This is a genomic window from Lacinutrix iliipiscaria, assembly GCF_042686125.1.
In the GTDB taxonomy this organism is placed as follows: domain Bacteria; phylum Bacteroidota; class Bacteroidia; order Flavobacteriales; family Flavobacteriaceae; genus Oceanihabitans; species Oceanihabitans iliipiscarium.
Genome location: NZ_JBHUOV010000001.1, coordinates 1190502 through 1205590, shown reverse-complemented (window position 1 = coordinate 1205590; position 15089 = coordinate 1190502). Strand labels below are relative to the sequence as shown.

The 15089-nt window shown below is 33.1% G+C and carries 14 protein-coding genes; 7 read left to right on the top strand and 7 right to left on the bottom strand.

What is annotated here, in order from left to right; translation table 11 throughout:
* From ACFS5M_RS05395 to rlmB, 4 genes are all read left to right on the top strand, one after another.
* Nucleotides 1-801 (top strand): hypothetical protein, encoded by an 801-nt coding sequence (locus ACFS5M_RS05395; RefSeq protein WP_183486572.1) that lies wholly within the window; start codon nt 1-3, stop codon nt 799-801.
* A 26-nt stretch (nt 802-827) separates the two neighbouring features.
* Nucleotides 828-1655 (top strand): hypothetical protein, encoded by an 828-nt coding sequence (locus ACFS5M_RS05390; protein ID WP_183486570.1) that lies wholly within the window; start codon nt 828-830, stop codon nt 1653-1655.
* Nucleotides 1656-1712: 57 nt separating this feature from the next.
* Nucleotides 1713-3332, top strand: a complete 1620-nt coding sequence (locus ACFS5M_RS05385; RefSeq protein WP_183486568.1) for an aryl-sulfate sulfotransferase — start codon at nt 1713-1715, stop codon at nt 3330-3332.
* Between the two features lie 61 nt (nt 3333-3393).
* Nucleotides 3394-4128 carry a 23S rRNA (guanosine(2251)-2'-O)-methyltransferase RlmB gene (gene rlmB, locus ACFS5M_RS05380; RefSeq protein WP_183487290.1) on the top strand — a complete coding sequence of 245 codons (735 nt, stop codon included), beginning with the start codon at nt 3394-3396 and terminating at the stop codon, nt 4126-4128.
* On the opposite strand, the gene ACFS5M_RS05375 is transcribed toward rlmB, so the two are convergent.
* A complete protein-coding gene (locus tag ACFS5M_RS05375) occupies nt 4125-4847 on the bottom strand; it encodes a rhomboid family intramembrane serine protease (RefSeq protein ID WP_183486566.1) in 723 nt (240 codons plus the stop codon). The genes rlmB and ACFS5M_RS05375 overlap by 4 nt on opposite strands.
* A gap of 199 nt (nt 4848-5046) precedes the next feature.
* Between ACFS5M_RS05375 and ACFS5M_RS05370 the strand changes: the two genes are divergently transcribed.
* The gene (locus ACFS5M_RS05370; RefSeq protein ID WP_183486564.1) at nt 5047-6324 is read left to right on the top strand and encodes a replication-associated recombination protein A; all 1278 of its coding nucleotides are present in this window, start codon (nt 5047-5049) and stop codon (nt 6322-6324) included.
* On the opposite strand, the gene ACFS5M_RS05365 is transcribed toward ACFS5M_RS05370, so the two are convergent.
* The 4 genes from ACFS5M_RS05365 to radC are packed head-to-tail and all read right to left on the bottom strand — an operon-like array spanning nt 6321 to nt 9875.
* Nucleotides 6321-7160 (bottom strand): hypothetical protein, encoded by an 840-nt coding sequence (locus ACFS5M_RS05365; protein ID WP_183486562.1) that lies wholly within the window; start codon nt 7158-7160, stop codon nt 6321-6323. The two genes, ACFS5M_RS05370 and ACFS5M_RS05365, sit on opposite strands and share 4 nt — an antisense overlap.
* A 35-nt stretch (nt 7161-7195) precedes the next feature.
* Nucleotides 7196-7885 carry a YjjG family noncanonical pyrimidine nucleotidase gene (locus ACFS5M_RS05360; RefSeq protein ID WP_183486560.1) on the bottom strand — a complete coding sequence of 230 codons (690 nt, stop codon included), beginning with the start codon at nt 7883-7885 and terminating at the stop codon, nt 7196-7198.
* Nucleotides 7875-9176, bottom strand: a complete 1302-nt coding sequence (locus ACFS5M_RS05355) for a polysaccharide deacetylase family protein (protein ID WP_183486558.1) — start codon at nt 9174-9176, stop codon at nt 7875-7877. The genes ACFS5M_RS05360 and ACFS5M_RS05355 overlap by 11 nt, the downstream gene beginning before the upstream one ends.
* Entirely contained in the window at nt 9177-9875 is a 699-nt protein-coding gene (radC, locus tag ACFS5M_RS05350) for a RadC family protein (RefSeq protein WP_183486556.1), read from the bottom strand.
* Between the two features lie 57 nt (nt 9876-9932).
* Between radC and ACFS5M_RS05345 the strand changes: the two genes are divergently transcribed.
* Nucleotides 9933-10529 (top strand): FMN-binding negative transcriptional regulator, encoded by a 597-nt coding sequence (locus tag ACFS5M_RS05345; RefSeq protein ID WP_183486554.1) that lies wholly within the window; start codon nt 9933-9935, stop codon nt 10527-10529.
* Here ACFS5M_RS05345 and ACFS5M_RS05340 read toward each other — a convergent pair.
* Nucleotides 10526-11167 (bottom strand): hypothetical protein, encoded by a 642-nt coding sequence (locus ACFS5M_RS05340; protein WP_183486552.1) that lies wholly within the window; start codon nt 11165-11167, stop codon nt 10526-10528. The two genes, ACFS5M_RS05345 and ACFS5M_RS05340, sit on opposite strands and share 4 nt — an antisense overlap.
* 152 nt (nt 11168-11319) lie before the next feature.
* Between ACFS5M_RS05340 and ACFS5M_RS05335 the strand changes: the two genes are divergently transcribed.
* Entirely contained in the window at nt 11320-13686 is a 2367-nt protein-coding gene (locus ACFS5M_RS05335) for a fibronectin type III domain-containing protein (protein WP_183486550.1), read from the top strand.
* On the opposite strand, the gene ACFS5M_RS05330 is transcribed toward ACFS5M_RS05335, so the two are convergent.
* Nucleotides 13683-15038 (bottom strand): UDP-N-acetylmuramate--L-alanine ligase, encoded by a 1356-nt coding sequence (locus tag ACFS5M_RS05330; protein WP_183486548.1) that lies wholly within the window; start codon nt 15036-15038, stop codon nt 13683-13685. The genes ACFS5M_RS05335 and ACFS5M_RS05330 overlap by 4 nt on opposite strands.
* Nucleotides 15039-15089: the final 51 nt, after the last annotated feature.

Genomic DNA, 15089 nt, shown 5'->3' with positions numbered 1-15089 from the left:
ATGAAAAAAATAAAATTAATATTAGTTCTTCTTGCAATCTCTTTAACAAGTGTATCTTGTTTAGTAGATGATGAAGTAGACACGGATTTTTCAAACAGCCCATACATTGTTGGGTTCGCAAGTAGTTCAACTCTTGAAAGTCATTTTGTTGACGTAGGTCCTATTAATGTAGACATACCTGTTAATGTTTTAGGAGGTAATTCTGGGTTATTGTTATCTAATGATTTAACAGTAAACTATGTAGTTGACCCTAGTTCAACTGCAACAGAAGGTAATGAATTTACTCTAACTGGTAGTTCTTTTAATATTGCTGCAAATACTGAGTTTGGTATTTTACCAATTCAAGTAAATACAGGAGGTTTAGATCCTGATACACCTACGACTTTAGTACTTAAATTAACTACTGCTTCTGAAGGAGGTACAGTATCTAGTCCAAATAGTACTTATACAATTACATTTGTTGGTTGTCAATCTGATCATGCTGGTGTTTACAGCTGTCCTGATTTACCTTCTGGTGCTGCAGGTCAAGCTACAATTACCGAGTTAGCTCCTAATACATACAGAATTAGTGCCTTACCTGGTATTGGTTTTGGTGGAACAGACCCTGTTTGGTTTGATTTCACAAATGTTTGTGGAGAAATTAATGTAAGCGGATGGCAATTAGGTTCTTTAGCAACTAGTACTGGTTCTGTAAGCGAATCTGGTGCCATTACTTTTGATGGAATTATTCTTTACAACGGTGGAGACCCTAGTACTGGAGTATGGTTTGACCTTGGAGCTACAACTTACACACCTCTATAATTTAAATTAACTTTAAATAAAATAAAATGAAAATAATATATAACTTAAAATTAAAAACTTTTGCTTTATTGTTAGTAGGTATGGTGTTTGTTTCATGTAATGATGATGACACTCCTGGTCAAGATCCTTCTAACCAAAAGCCAATCGCTACAACAACTATTAATAGTTTAGTAGTGGCTGAAGGACAAACTGGTGTAATTCCTTTCACACTAGATCGTGCAACCACTAAAGTATCTTACTTTAAAATACAAACTGTAGAAGGTGGTTCAGCGACTGAAGATGATGACTTTATTGCAGGTACTCATGACTTAAGACCTGATACTGGAAATATTGGTGATGGTTTTGAAATGAGAGTAGATGCTGGAGTAACTTCTTTTGATATTCCTGTACAAGCAATCTTAGACTTAGATCAAACTGAAGGTGCTGAGAGTGTTACTGTAAATATTAGCGCTGCGGCAAATAGAACAGTTCTTACTAGTCCAGCTCAAGTTTCTATTGATATAACTCTAGAAGATTTCGAATACTGTATCTGGACTTTTGAAATGACAGATGCATACGGAGATGGCTGGAACGGTGGTTACTTATCATTAACTGTTGATGGTGTAACTACAGACTATTTCAATGAAGATCTTGATGGTGTTTTAGGTGTATCTGAAACACAAACAATAGATGTACTAGTTCAAAAGGATGTTCCTTTCTCTATAGATTATGTATCTGGTGGAGGAACTGGTGATGCTCCAGGTTGGGAGAGTGAAAACACTTATGTTATCACTGCTGCTGATGGAACTGTATATTCTGATGGACCAGTTCCTACTGAAGGAAATGTTACTAGTGGAGCTAACGGCTGTAACTAGTATCGTTAATATATTTAAAACCACCTCTATAGAGGTGGTTTTTTTATTTATACTCATATGAAAAAACTATTATTATTACTTAACTTTTTCTTTTGCTTAACATTGCTAAGTCAAAATACAGTTGGAACAATACGTAATGATTCTGGTTCTTATAATGGTTATACCCTACTATATCCAGCAAATTCAACTGAAACCTATCTTATCAATAACTGTGGTGAAGTCATACACCAATGGACTAGTACATATACGCCAGCTGCTTCTGCTTATCTTCTAGAAAACGGTAATCTATTAAGAACAGGCAAGATTTCGAATTCTGATATCACCTTTGGTGGTGTAGGTGGTAAAATTGAATTATTTGATTGGAATAATACATTATTATGGGAGTATACTTACTCTTCAGCAACAGTATCTCAACATCATGACATATTTCCATTGCCTAATGGAAATATTTTAATGCTAGCTGTGTCAACCATGACTGAGGCTGAAGCCATTCAAGCGGGTCGAGATCCTTTTATGCTTTCGGAAGGAAAACTTTTTAATGAGCAAATACTTGAATTAGAACCTGTTGGAATGAATCAAGCTAATGTGGTTTGGGAATGGAACATTAAAAATCACCTTATTCAAGATATTGATGCTTCTAAAGATAACTTTGGTGTTGTTGCAGAAAACCCTCAGCTTTTAGATATAAACTACCTGAATGACGCAAACCCTATAGCAAATTGGCTACACATTAATTCAATACAGTATAATGAAACCCTAGATCAAATTGTACTTAGCAGTCGTATATTAAGTGAGATTTACATTATAGATCACTCTACGACTACTGAACAAGCGGCTACAAATTCTGGTGGCATTTATGGTAAAGGTGGTGACTTCCTTTACCGTTGGGGCAACCCAGAAGCTTATGGTAAAGGAACGAGTACAGACAGAACACTCTTTAGCCAACATTACCCACATTGGATACCTGATGGGTTTACTGATGCAGGAAAAATAATACTTTTTAATAATGGAAATTCAAGAGCTTACTCCTCGGTTGATATTATAAATCCTCCTGTTAGTGCGCCTGGAGTCTACATTTATGATGAAACCACTGGCTATGGTCCTACCGCTGCTGAATGGATTTATACCGATCCTGAACCTACGGATTTATTTTCATCTATTCTATCTAGTGGTGAACGTTTACCAAACGGAAATACTTTAATTTGTGATGGTGATTCTGGCTATTTTTTTGAAATTGACACTAATAATACAATTGTTTGGGAATACGTGAATCCTGATGCCGCAAGTGGTATTCTAACACAAGGAGATACTCCTACTGCGAATTTAACATTTAGAGCTAAAAAATTTTCTGAAGATTATCCCGCATTTTTCGGACGTGATCTAACACCTGGAGATCCTATAGAATTAAACCCTGACTTAAGTGAATGTACAATTTTAAGCACTCCTGAATTTGTATTTGATGAATTAATAATTCACCCAAATCCTTCTTCTCACATTTTAAATATTAAAACCAACAATACAATCGATAAAATTGAATTATATGATCTTGTTGGTCACCTTGTTTTAAGTGTAAAGGCTAATAAACAAATAGATATTAGTCATTTATCAAATGGCTTGTATTTAACTAGAATCATTTCTGGTAACCATTCGATAACTAAAAAAATAATTAAAAACTAATTCTGTTTTAAGTTCAAGAAAACCACTTCAATTGAAGTGGTTTTTTTATACATTTGTGCCAATGGAAAACAGTACTCAAATATTTGGCATTCGTGCAGTAATAGAAGCTATTAATGCTAAAAAGGCCATTGATAAAGTTTTTGTTCAAAAAGGATTAAGAGGTGAGTTGTCTCAAGAATTAGAAACTGTTCTAAGAAAGGAACGTATAAATACCTCTTATGTTCCTATTGAAAAGCTTAACAGACTTACTAAAAATAATCATCAAGGTGTTGTTGCTCAAATATCTCCTGTTAACTTTCATGATTTAGAAGTATTAGTAGAACGTGTATTAGAGTCTAATAAAACACCACTATTTTTATTACTTGATCAACTTAGTGATGTTCGCAATTTTGGTGCTATAATTAGAACTGCAGAATGTACTGGTGTTGACGGAATTATTATTCAGAAAAGTGGAAGTGCTCCAGTAAATGGTGATACGATTAAAACAAGTGCTGGTGCGGTGTTTAAAGTCCCAATTTGTAAAGTAGATCATATTAAAGATGCTATGTTTCATTTACAAGCTTCAGGTATAAAAGTTATTGCGGCCACTGAAAAAACGGAAGATACTATTTATGATGTCTCTTTTGCAGAACCTTGTGCTATTATTATGGGAAGTGAAGGTCGTGGTATAAATCCTTCGGTTTTAAAATTAGTTGATGCTAAAGCGAAACTTCCTTTACTTGGCGATATAGAATCCTTAAATGTATCTGTAGCCTGTGGCGCTTTTTTATATGAAGCAATAAGACAACGTCGTTAATCTTTATTTTCTTTAAAGGTATATTTTATTGTTGGAGTCTGCTCCTCTTCTATTTTTGGTTCTATATGTTCTATAAAATTACCGTTTTCGTCAAAATGTTTTAAGAAAGCATCATTATCTTCATTATAGTCTTCTTGTTCCCAGACATACTTTTTAGGCTTTGCTATTTCTTTTCTAAAAATTAAGGCAAACAATAATCCTGTTAATAATCCAGAAAGGTGACCTTCCCAAGAAATTCCTTCTTGTATTGGTAGAATGTGCCAAACCATACTACCATAAAGAAATATAACTAATAATGACAAAGCTATCAATCTATAATGTTTGGCAAAAATACCTTTAAAGAAAGTAAAACTCACCAATACGTAAATAAGTCCGCTTGCTCCTATATGATAAGAAGGTCGTCCGATACTCCAGGTTAGCAAACCAGACAACAAGATACCATAGCCTAAAACTTTCCAGGCTATTGGACGGTAGAAATAAAAAAGTGCTGTAGATAATACAAATAAAGGAATGGTATTAGAATACAAATGTTTTATTCCTGAATGTATAAAGGGACTAAACACTACACCTTGCAATCCTGATAACGTTTTGGGATAAATGCCATGCTTATTAAGATTGACATTAAATCGTATTTCAAACCAAAAGATAATCCATAATAACATTACAAATGCTATTGGATAAGCAATTACTCCTGTTGAAAATTTAAATTGTTCTTGCATATATACTTAAATATAGCAAATAAGTGTCCAATTGTTTGGTAGGTGCTAAATTGTCAGCGTTAGCTTGCGTGAGTGATTGAACGTTTGTTTGAAATCCTTTTTGTACAACAAAAAGATTGAGTAGTGAAAGCACGACTTTTTTATAAATTCTCATAAAAAAGGCACGCCATAACATAAAAAATAAAGTAATTTTACATTTATGAATGCACCATTAGCAGAACGCTTACGCCCAAAGTCTTTAGACGATTATATTAGCCAATCGCATTTGGTTGGTGAGCATGGTGCTTTAACCCAACAGATTAAGCAAGGATTAATACCTTCTATGATACTTTGGGGACCTCCTGGAATTGGTAAAACTACACTTGCCAATATTATAGCTAATGAATCTGGCAGGCCATTTTATACATTAAGCGCTATAAATTCTGGTGTGAAGGATGTACGTGAGGTTATTGAAAAAGCCAAACAAAGTGGTGGATTATTTACGACTAAAAATCCTATTTTGTTTATTGATGAAATTCATAGATTTAGCAAATCGCAACAAGATTCGCTATTACAAGCTGTAGAGAAAGGTTGGGTTACTTTAATTGGAGCCACTACTGAAAATCCGAGTTTTGAAGTGATTTCTGCACTTTTGTCGCGTTGTCAAGTCTATATTTTAAATGCCTTTAATAAAAACGATTTAGAGCAGCTTTTAAAGCGTGCAATTAATGAAGATGAGTATTTGTCTAAAAAAAATATAAAACTCGAAGAAACCGAGGCTATAATGAAGCTTTCTGGAGGTGATGCTAGAAAACTGTTGAATATTTTTGAGTTAATTGTCAATGCTGAAGATAGCAATGAGATTATTATTACCAATGAACGTGTTTTAGAGAAAGTGCAAAACAATACGGTTCGTTATGACAAAACTGGTGAACAGCATTATGATATTATTTCGGCGTTTATAAAATCTATTCGTGGTAGTGATCCTAATGCAGCAGTATATTGGTTAGCAAGAATGATTGAAGGTGGTGAAGATGTAAAATTTATTGCGCGTCGATTATTAATTTCTGCAAGTGAAGATATTGGTAATGCCAACCCTACAGCATTGGTTATTGCTAATAATACTTTTCAAGCAGTATCTACTATTGGTTATCCGGAATCGAGAATTATTTTAAGTCAGTGTGCCACATATTTAGCTTGCTCTCCTAAAAGTAATGCCGCATATAAAGCTATTGGTAAAGCACAACAACTTGTTAAAGATACTGGTGACTTAAGTGTGCCTTTAGAAATAAGAAATGCACCAACAAAACTAATGAAAGAGTTAGGTTATGGAGACCACTACAAATATGCTCATAACTACGATAATAATTTTGCCGAGCAAGAATTCTTACCAGACAGTATTAAAAACACCAAACTTTACGACCCAGGAAATAATACAAGAGAACATGCACAACGTGAGTTTTTAAAACAACGCTGGAAAGATAAATATGAGTATTAGAATTTAATATTTAACATTTTGGTTTTTAGTTTTTGATTTTCATAATATTCTAAAATCCAATTCGCATCTAACTGATAAATAATAGCTTGTTTCCCTTCTACTAGAAAAACATTATTCATTCCTGTTTTTTTAATTCTATAAATCACTTTGGGCGTTCTATCAACCAATTGAAAACCATTTGTAATTTCTTGTGCATATAATATGCTTGGAGTATCATCTATTTCTGAAGTCGTCACAGCAACTTCTACAGGTTCATGCACGTCTTCTTTTGGTAAAACTTTGACTTCTGTTGTTGCCTTTTCTTTTTCTTCTTTTAATTGTGAAATCTCTTCTTTTAACTTTTCGATTTCATCATTATTCGCTTGGGTATTTGAAGCGCCATAAGCCAATATTGCTGGGTTTTCTTTATAGGAGTAATTAAGTACTTCAAAGGAGTTAAAAGCTTCTCTTAAGGCTAGTGTATAAGCCACCTGATATTTTTTTTCTCTTGATTGTCCTAATTGTGATGTGAAAATAATATCGCCTTTACAGTTTTTAAGCTGGACCTTAAGTTTGGTGTTAAACACACCACTCTCTTTTAGTACATCAGACTTTAAAGCCAAGCATGAATTAGAGATAATATCATCTGGTAAGGTTTCATCTTCTTTTAGTGCTATAAACCCATATTTTTCAAAAAGTAGTTTCGTTAAAGTGTTTAATCTGTATTTATCGGCTTCTTTTAAAAACTCAAATGTATTTGGAACAATAACGTACTTGTAGTCATTGACATTATTTTGTGAAAATGAAGTGTACGTGATGAAAATTAAAACGATTATGGAAGTTACTTTTTTAAACATATCATGATTTTATTTGAGCAAATATACGTTAAGTATTAAAAATAATTTTTTAATTCTAATAAGTGATTGATGCTTTTAATGTTTTGATCTAATTTCACTTTATGGTAATTAAAACATATCGCGTCTAAGTCTATATTTAAAGCCCCTAAAACATCTGCTTCATAATTGTCTCCAATCATAATACTATTTTCCTTAGTTGCTTTAGCAAGCCTTAAAGCATGATTAAAAATTAAAGGGTTAGGTTTTTTAACACCAACCATTTCAGAATTAGTAACGGTTTTAAAGTAGGCTTGAATGTTTGATTTTTTAAGTTTCCCATGTTGAACTTCTTCAAAACCATTAGTGATGATATGCAAATTATATTTAGAATCTAAGTAGTCTAAAATTTCAATTGTACCATCGAATAAATGATTATAGCTAGTTAAGTGCGCAATATAATCTTCAGAAAGCTGATGGATTAAATCGTCATGAATGTCTACATTAATAGCTTTAAAAGTGTCGAATAGTCTTCCGTAGCGCAAAGAGGCTTTATCAATTCTTTCTTCTCTGTATAATTTCCAATAATTAAGATTAATAGGTTCGTAATGTGCTAAAAAGTCTGTTATTGAAATCTGTACTTGATTCATTTTAAAAATCTTCTCAAAAGTCAATGCCGAATTTTTGTCAAAATCCCATAATGTATGATCAAGGTCAAAAAATATATCTGTGATATGATTAAGTTTCATTTGGCGATTCAATAATGAGGTTAAACAATTCTTTAAACCCTTGCCATCGTTCTATATCGCTAAAAGTATAGTTATGAAAAACAGGAACAAAAAGTCCATTAACGCTTTTAATTTGATGAATAATTTCAAGGAGCACTTTCTTTTTATCTAATAAAGAATTGACTTTAAGTAACGAATAATCTAGCAGATTATAAGAAAACACTTTTAGAGGTGTTTGTACTTCATAATCAAGATCATAAAAGAAAAAAGGAGTACATGTTCCTGCTCTAAAACCAATATGATTTACAAATCCCATGGTATAATCTTCAGGAATTTCAAGCTCTACTAGATTTCTATAAGATTCTGGAAGATTTAATTTAGAAAATGAGTTTCTTGAAGCGATTAATGAGGTGTTAATCACAGTTTCTATTTTTTCTTTTTCTTTCTTTAAAACCTTAAAGTTAGTCAAAGAAAAAAAGGATGCTTTTAAGCCTACAATGCTATAATCTGAAACGTGTTTTATTAATGACACAAAACTGGCTTTATTAATATTTATGTTTTTATCATAAGTCGAATAATCGCCAATTAAAAAGAAAAATATGAACTTAAATTGAGATTGTTTCTGTTTGTTTAAAATATATTTAAACGTATCGTAAGGATCTCTTTTTAATCCAAATAAAACAAGATATCTGTGATATAATTTTTTAAATTTAAATGTAAATAAATCTCCAAGTGTGCCTCCTATACTTCGCATAATTCCTTTTTGCTTAAAGTCGTAAGCCATAGGCACATCTATAACTGGTTTAACATGATAGTTGCGCTTAGGAAAAGTAAATCCTGGATAGTGATCTTGAAGGACTTTTTTAAATTTATATGCCCAAATATCTACTATAGGTTGTTGTAAAAATCCGTTTTTAAACGCTAAGCTTTCTTCTGCAGTAAAGCGTCCATATTCATCTTTTACATGAGGTAAATACTCTTCAAATCTAGATAATAAATAAAAAGAAGCTGCAAAAATATCATACTGCAAAACACTTTTATCGCCAGCAGGAAAGAATCCTTTAGTGTCTTCCCAATCATGCACATGAATATCTAAATCACTCAGACCTTGCTCAAATAATAAATCATGACTACGAATAAAAATCTCATGACTTAAAGGCTGCTTTGTATACGATATTTTTAAACTATCGTGAGCAATAAACGTTTCAATAGTTGTAGTAAATGAGACAGGTACACCTAGTATTCTAGCTACAATATGTTTAAAAACATACTTTACTCGAGGTGTTATTTTATGAGTATAAACTAATAGCATTTACAACAAATTATCATCAGCAAAGCTAAAATATGATTTTTCGGTTATAATCACATGGTCTAATACTTTTATATCTAAACTTTCTGCAGCCGTTTTTAATTTTCTAGTAAGTTGTTTATCTGCTTCGCTTGGCTTTAAAGTTCCTGAGGGATGGTTATGCACTAAAATTATACCTGTTGCTCCTACTTCTAGTGCGCGTTTAAGCGCTAAACGTATATCAACTAAAGTTCCTGTAATACCACCTTTACTCAATTGATCTTTCTGAATTACAACATTAGAATTATTCAAAAATACGATCCAGAACTCTTCGTGCGGTAATTCGCCAATAAGTGGTTGCATGAATTCAAATACTGATACACTTGAACTAATCTTGTTATGCTTTAAAGCTTTTTCTTTTCGCCTTCGTCGTCCTAATTCTAAAGCAGCTATAATACTTATGGCTTTTGCTTCTCCTATGCCTTTAAATTGAGTTAATTGTTGTATTGATAATTTACCTAATGCATTTAAATTATGATCGACTTCTAGTAAGATTCGCTGACATAAAGTAACTGCACTTTCGTTTCTATTTCCAGAGCCAATTAAAATTGCGACTAATTCAGCATCACTTAAAGCCGACTTTCCTTTGTCGCGTAATTTTTCTCGAGGTTGATCGTCTTGGTTCCATTGTTTTATTGAAAATGAAGACGGTTTAATAGACATACTTCTAATTAATTAGTATTTTTATAGTTATTAAATATATAGATTATTTTCTACAATATGAATTATCCTCCAAAATATCACCAAGACAACACTAAGGAACATATGATTGAAGTGATAAAAACTTATCCTTTAGCGACGGTTATTTCTATTGAAAACAATCAACCTTTAATTACACATTTACCTTTAATTTACAGGGAAACTGATGGTAAACTCATTGGCCATATTGATATTTATAACCCTCAAACTAAATTGATGTGCAATAATAATCCGCTTGATATTATATTTTCTGGTCCACAGTGTTATATTTCACCAAGTGTGTATACGACAACACAATTACCAACTTGGAACTATATTAAAGTCCACTTAAACTGTACTGTTAAAGCTATAGAAAGTAAGGAAGCCTTAAAAGCATCGCTTATTAGTATGACCGAATTTTTAGAAGCACCAAATCACAAGTATAAACTAGAGGTTGATAACCCAAGAATGGAGGCCAATTTGGATTATATCAAAATGTTTGAAATTACAATTCATGCTTGGGAAGGTAAATTTAAACTCTCTCAAGACAAAAAAACTAAGGATACAGCAAATGCTAGAGCGGAATTGATTCGTGCGAATCAAGACCGTATTAAAACATTTTTAGATAAAGTTTTTTAGTTGATAATATAAGAATCTAAACGCCTTTTTATTGAAGGTCTATCGGAAGTCACGAATGACGATGTATCATGAATTAAACCAATACCATCGGCATAATAAAATCGATCTAAACCAGGCAATTGTTCGCCATCTTCATTTCTTGCAAAACGCTCAGAATTAATACAACTAAACTCTCCCGCTTCAACACTTAAAGAAGTAGTTTCAGTGGTTAAGGTTTCATAAATATTTCCCCAAGTATTTTCTAAAACTAAGCGTTCAGAAAAATCACTGTTGGTAAACTTAACAGCACCATTATGATCAATCAAATTTCCTAAAGAATCTCTGAGCCATTCAAAATGTTCTCCATTAGGGTTACAAAATGTGATATTAGCTTCGTTACCTGTTGTCCATCGTCTAAACTTAAAATAGGTGTGATCTGAAATGATTTCTGTTCCTACAATACTTACGGAATCTATAACGCCTGTATCATCATAAGCTTCAGTGGTCGTATTGTATTTATAGTTTTTATATACCCAAGCATTACCCACGGCTAAGGCATAAAAATTAGCCTCAGGTTCTTGGTTTAAAGGGTTATCATCGCTAGAATTACAAGAAAAGAAAAGGGCAAAAAAGCATACTGAAAAAAGAATACGTTTCATATAAATTTAAGGTTTAGTTATAATTAAAACGTAATGGTGCTTTATAAAATGTAGTTGTTTTGGTTTGGTTTAATTAGTTAACGCTACTTCTTTTAAAATAGTATTAAGCGTAAAAAATATTGTATATTGTTTATTCTTTAATTCTCTAAACAATGTTCATCCCTCGCTTTACGCATTTAAAGAAAGTTTATACCTTCTTAATTTTAATAGGATATTCTTTTATCCTTAACGCTCAAAATATTATAGTTACGCCATATCTTCAAAATGGAAGTCCAAATAATATGTCTATTATGTGGGAAACCGATTCAGCTAATGATGGGTTTCTGGATTGGGGAATTGATGCATTTACATTAACAAACACAGTTACTAGTATTTCTATTGCTGGTGAAGGTTCAAATAGAATACATACAGCTACAGTATCTGGTTTAACTGCAGACACAAAATACTACTACAAAGTTAGAACAAGCACAGGAATAATATCATCACTATATACCTTTAAAACACATCCAACAAAAAACTCGGAAAAAGCCTTAAATTTAGTTGCGATGTCGGATATGCAACGTGATAGTTCAAGACCTAACGTTTTTGAAACCATTATTGATGCTGGTGTAATTCCAGTAGCCAATGCCAATTACACAAATGGCATGGAAGATATTGAAGCAATTCTTATTCCTGGTGATTTAGTTGCTACTGGTACATATGCATCTTGGAGGGATTCATTTTTAGAACCAGCAGATGGTATTACACCTTATGTTCCTATGTATCCTGTGCCTGGAAATCATGAGTATTATGGCACTGGAATTTCATTATTTCTTGATTATATAACTTTACCCTTAAACGGTTCTCCTTCTAACCCAGAAGAATGGTGGTATAAAGACTTATCTAATGTTAGAGTTATTGGCTTAAATTCTAATAGTCCTTCAGGTGATTTATTAACCCAATTAAACTGGTTACAGACCGTTCTTGATGATGCTGGAGGAGACTCGACTATCGATTTTGTTTTTGCTCAACTCCATCATCCTTATAAATCTGAATTATGGACACCAGGAGAATTAGATTTCACTGGTGATGTGATTGGCCTATTAGAAAATTTTTCAACATCATATAATAAACCTTCTATTCACTTTTTTGGACATACGCACGCCTATTCTAGAGGACAGTCAAGAGATCATAATCACCTATGGGTCAATGTTGCTACTGCTGGCGGAGCAATTGATAATTGGGGCGAATTTCCAAATGCAGATTATGAAGAATTTGTATTAAGTGAAGATGAATATGGATTTGTCATGCTAGAAGTTGAAGCTGGAACAGATCCTAAATTCGTATTAAAACGATACTCTCAAGGTGATCAAGATACTTTTGAAAATAATACATTAAGTGATGAAATAACTATTAAGCGTTTTGATACTGCTCCAGAAACACCAATTGGCCTATCTCCAATTGGTGATATCGCTGTTACTTGTGTAAATCTAAAAGCTTCATCATTTAATAATGGAGCTAATACACACCAAGCCTCACATTGGCAAATTGTAGAAGGCTGTGATTTTTCAGACCCAAGTGTTCAAGACATATGGAAACAATCTACTAATTGGTATAACGAAATAAATACTCAAGCTAGTGATGATTTAACAGATGAAAACAGTTTTTCTTTAGCCGGAAACACATCATATTGTTGGCGTGTACGCTACAGAAATGAAAATTTAACTTGGAGTGCTTGGTCAACACCAGTAAGCATAAATACGGTTGAAGGCAATTACATCACATCAAACCTTTTATTAAACCCTAATGCTGAATCCGGGATTACTAATTGGACAGGAGATATTGAGTCTTTAATTAGCGACGAATGTGGTTCAGTACCTACCTATGAAGGCACTCATTTTTTTGCCGTTGGTGGTGTTTGTGCCAATGAGCAAACTACTGGCTTAGCCTATCAAGATATCGATGTAAGTACTTACGCTTCACAAATAGACGCTGGCAGTTATCAAGTTGAGTTTTCTGGCTATTTAAGAGCTTGGGCAGGTAACAACGACTTACCAGAATTGTATGTTGATTTTTTAGATGGTACTGCTTCGTTTATAGGAAACACACCCACACTCTCTAATACAACTCCTGAATGGTTATTAAGAATTGGTTATCAAACAATACCTTCTGGAACTCGAATACTAAGATTCGTCCTTAAAGGCAATCGATTATCAGGAACAGATAATGACTCTTATTTTGATAATTTAAATTTGCGCCTAATGGAAGCCAATTGTCCGACCTTAAGTACAGTAGATGCAACTCCAAAAAGCACCATTAAGATTTATCCTAACCCAACGAAAGATAAGCTATTTTATAAATCGTCTATAGCCTTTAAGAATATTGAAATTACTGATGCTTTAGGGCGTGTAATTTATAATACCCGCTTTAAATCTCAGGATAGTTATATTGATACTTCTTCCTTTAACACTGGATTATATATTATTTCGTTTACCAATGCCACAAGTAAGCATAGTTTTAAATTTGTAAAGATTGATTAAGCTATTAAACTTTCAACCGCATCAAAATCTAAGCCTCCATAGTTACCAGAACTCATGAGCAGCAAAGCTTTATTGTCAAAATTTTGCGAAAATAAAAAGTCTTTAAAATCGTATGGATTAGTGAAAATAATAAGGTCATCACGTTCAAAGGCAGAGGCTATTTGCTCATGCGTTACTTCTTTTAACTTTTTAATTTCAACAGCATGAGGTGAGTAAAATACAACTGCAACATCTGCTGCAGCTAAAGCACCTTTATATTCTTTCAAAAACTCTGCATTTAAACTCGAATAAGTGTGCAGTTCTAAGCAAGCCACAAGAGTTCTATTTTCGTACTGCTCTTTCACAGCATTAGTTGTTGCTTCTACTTTAGATGGTGAATGGGCAAAATCTTTATAAGCCACACTAGTTGCAGTTTCGGCTATTTTTTCTAGTCGTTTACTAGCTCCAGAAAAAGTGGCAATGGCTTCATAAAAATCGTCTTCATCAATGCCCATGTGTTGGCAAATCCACTTTGCTCCTGCTAAATTGTTAAGATTATGTTTTCCAAAAACTTCAATAGGCAACTCCCCTTCAGGAGTCATTAAAAGTGTTTGCCCATGCTTTACACTATATTCTGGCGTATGATAGGCTAGCTTTCTAATAGTATTTTCACTGGCTTCAACAACACGCTTTACTTCAGAATCTTCTTCATTATAACTTATACTTCCACCTTTGACAATACTATCGATAAAGATGCTGAACTGTTCAACGTAGCCCTCATAAGTTGGAAACACATTAATATGATCCCAAGCAATACCACTAAGTAGGGCAATATTGGGTTTATATAAATGAAATTTTGGTCGTCGGTCTATTGGTGAACTTAAATATTCATCGCCTTCAAGAACAATAAAGTCGTTATCTTCAGTTAGCTTGACCATAACATCGAAACCTTCCAACTGAGCACCAACCATATAATCTACATCACGATTATGATAATGCATAACATGTAAAATCATAGACGTTATTGTTGTTTTCCCATGGCTTCCTCCAATAACTACTCTCGTTTTATGCTTTGATTGTTCGTATAAAAATTCTGGGTAGCTATAAATTTTCAATCCTAAATCTTGGGCTTTTAATAGTTCAGGATTATCGGCTTTGGCGTGCATCCCTAAAACAATAGCATCTAGATTTGAAGTGATTTTTTCTGGAAACCAGCCAAATTTTTCTGGTAATAAGCCTTTAGCATCGAGTCGTGATTTTGAAGGCTCGAAAATAGTGTCGTCGCTTCCTGTAACTTGATATCCTTTATTATGTAAGGCTAATGCTAGATTGTGCATGGCTGAACCACCAATAGCTATAAAATGTACGTTCATAAACTTGCTTTGAAGAAGTCTCAAAGATAGGAATTGAAGTTGGAAGTTAGA

What these genes read in the sequence shown, in the direction of transcription:
- ACFS5M_RS05395 (WP_183486572.1), top strand. Translation starts at nt 1, where the DNA reads ATGAAAAAAATAAAATTAATATTAGTTCTTCTTGCAATCTCTTTAACA.
- ACFS5M_RS05390 (WP_183486570.1), top strand. Translation starts at nt 828, where the DNA reads ATGAAAATAATATATAACTTAAAATTAAAAACTTTTGCTTTATTGTTA.
- ACFS5M_RS05385 (WP_183486568.1), top strand. Translation starts at nt 1,713, where the DNA reads ATGAAAAAACTATTATTATTACTTAACTTTTTCTTTTGCTTAACATTG.
- rlmB (WP_183487290.1), top strand. Translation starts at nt 3,394, where the DNA reads ATGGAAAACAGTACTCAAATATTTGGCATTCGTGCAGTAATAGAAGCT.
- ACFS5M_RS05375 (WP_183486566.1), bottom strand. Translation starts at nt 4,847, where the DNA reads ATGCAAGAACAATTTAAATTTTCAACAGGAGTAATTGCTTATCCAATA.
- ACFS5M_RS05370 (WP_183486564.1), top strand. Translation starts at nt 5,047, where the DNA reads ATGAATGCACCATTAGCAGAACGCTTACGCCCAAAGTCTTTAGACGAT.
- ACFS5M_RS05365 (WP_183486562.1), bottom strand. Translation starts at nt 7,160, where the DNA reads ATGTTTAAAAAAGTAACTTCCATAATCGTTTTAATTTTCATCACGTAC.
- ACFS5M_RS05360 (WP_183486560.1), bottom strand. Translation starts at nt 7,885, where the DNA reads ATGAAACTTAATCATATCACAGATATATTTTTTGACCTTGATCATACA.
- ACFS5M_RS05355 (WP_183486558.1), bottom strand. Translation starts at nt 9,176, where the DNA reads ATGCTATTAGTTTATACTCATAAAATAACACCTCGAGTAAAGTATGTT.
- radC (WP_183486556.1), bottom strand. Translation starts at nt 9,875, where the DNA reads ATGTCTATTAAACCGTCTTCATTTTCAATAAAACAATGGAACCAAGAC.
- ACFS5M_RS05345 (WP_183486554.1), top strand. Translation starts at nt 9,933, where the DNA reads ATGAATTATCCTCCAAAATATCACCAAGACAACACTAAGGAACATATG.
- ACFS5M_RS05340 (WP_183486552.1), bottom strand. Translation starts at nt 11,167, where the DNA reads ATGAAACGTATTCTTTTTTCAGTATGCTTTTTTGCCCTTTTCTTTTCT.
- ACFS5M_RS05335 (WP_183486550.1), top strand. Translation starts at nt 11,320, where the DNA reads ATGTTCATCCCTCGCTTTACGCATTTAAAGAAAGTTTATACCTTCTTA.
- ACFS5M_RS05330 (WP_183486548.1), bottom strand. Translation starts at nt 15,038, where the DNA reads ATGAACGTACATTTTATAGCTATTGGTGGTTCAGCCATGCACAATCTA.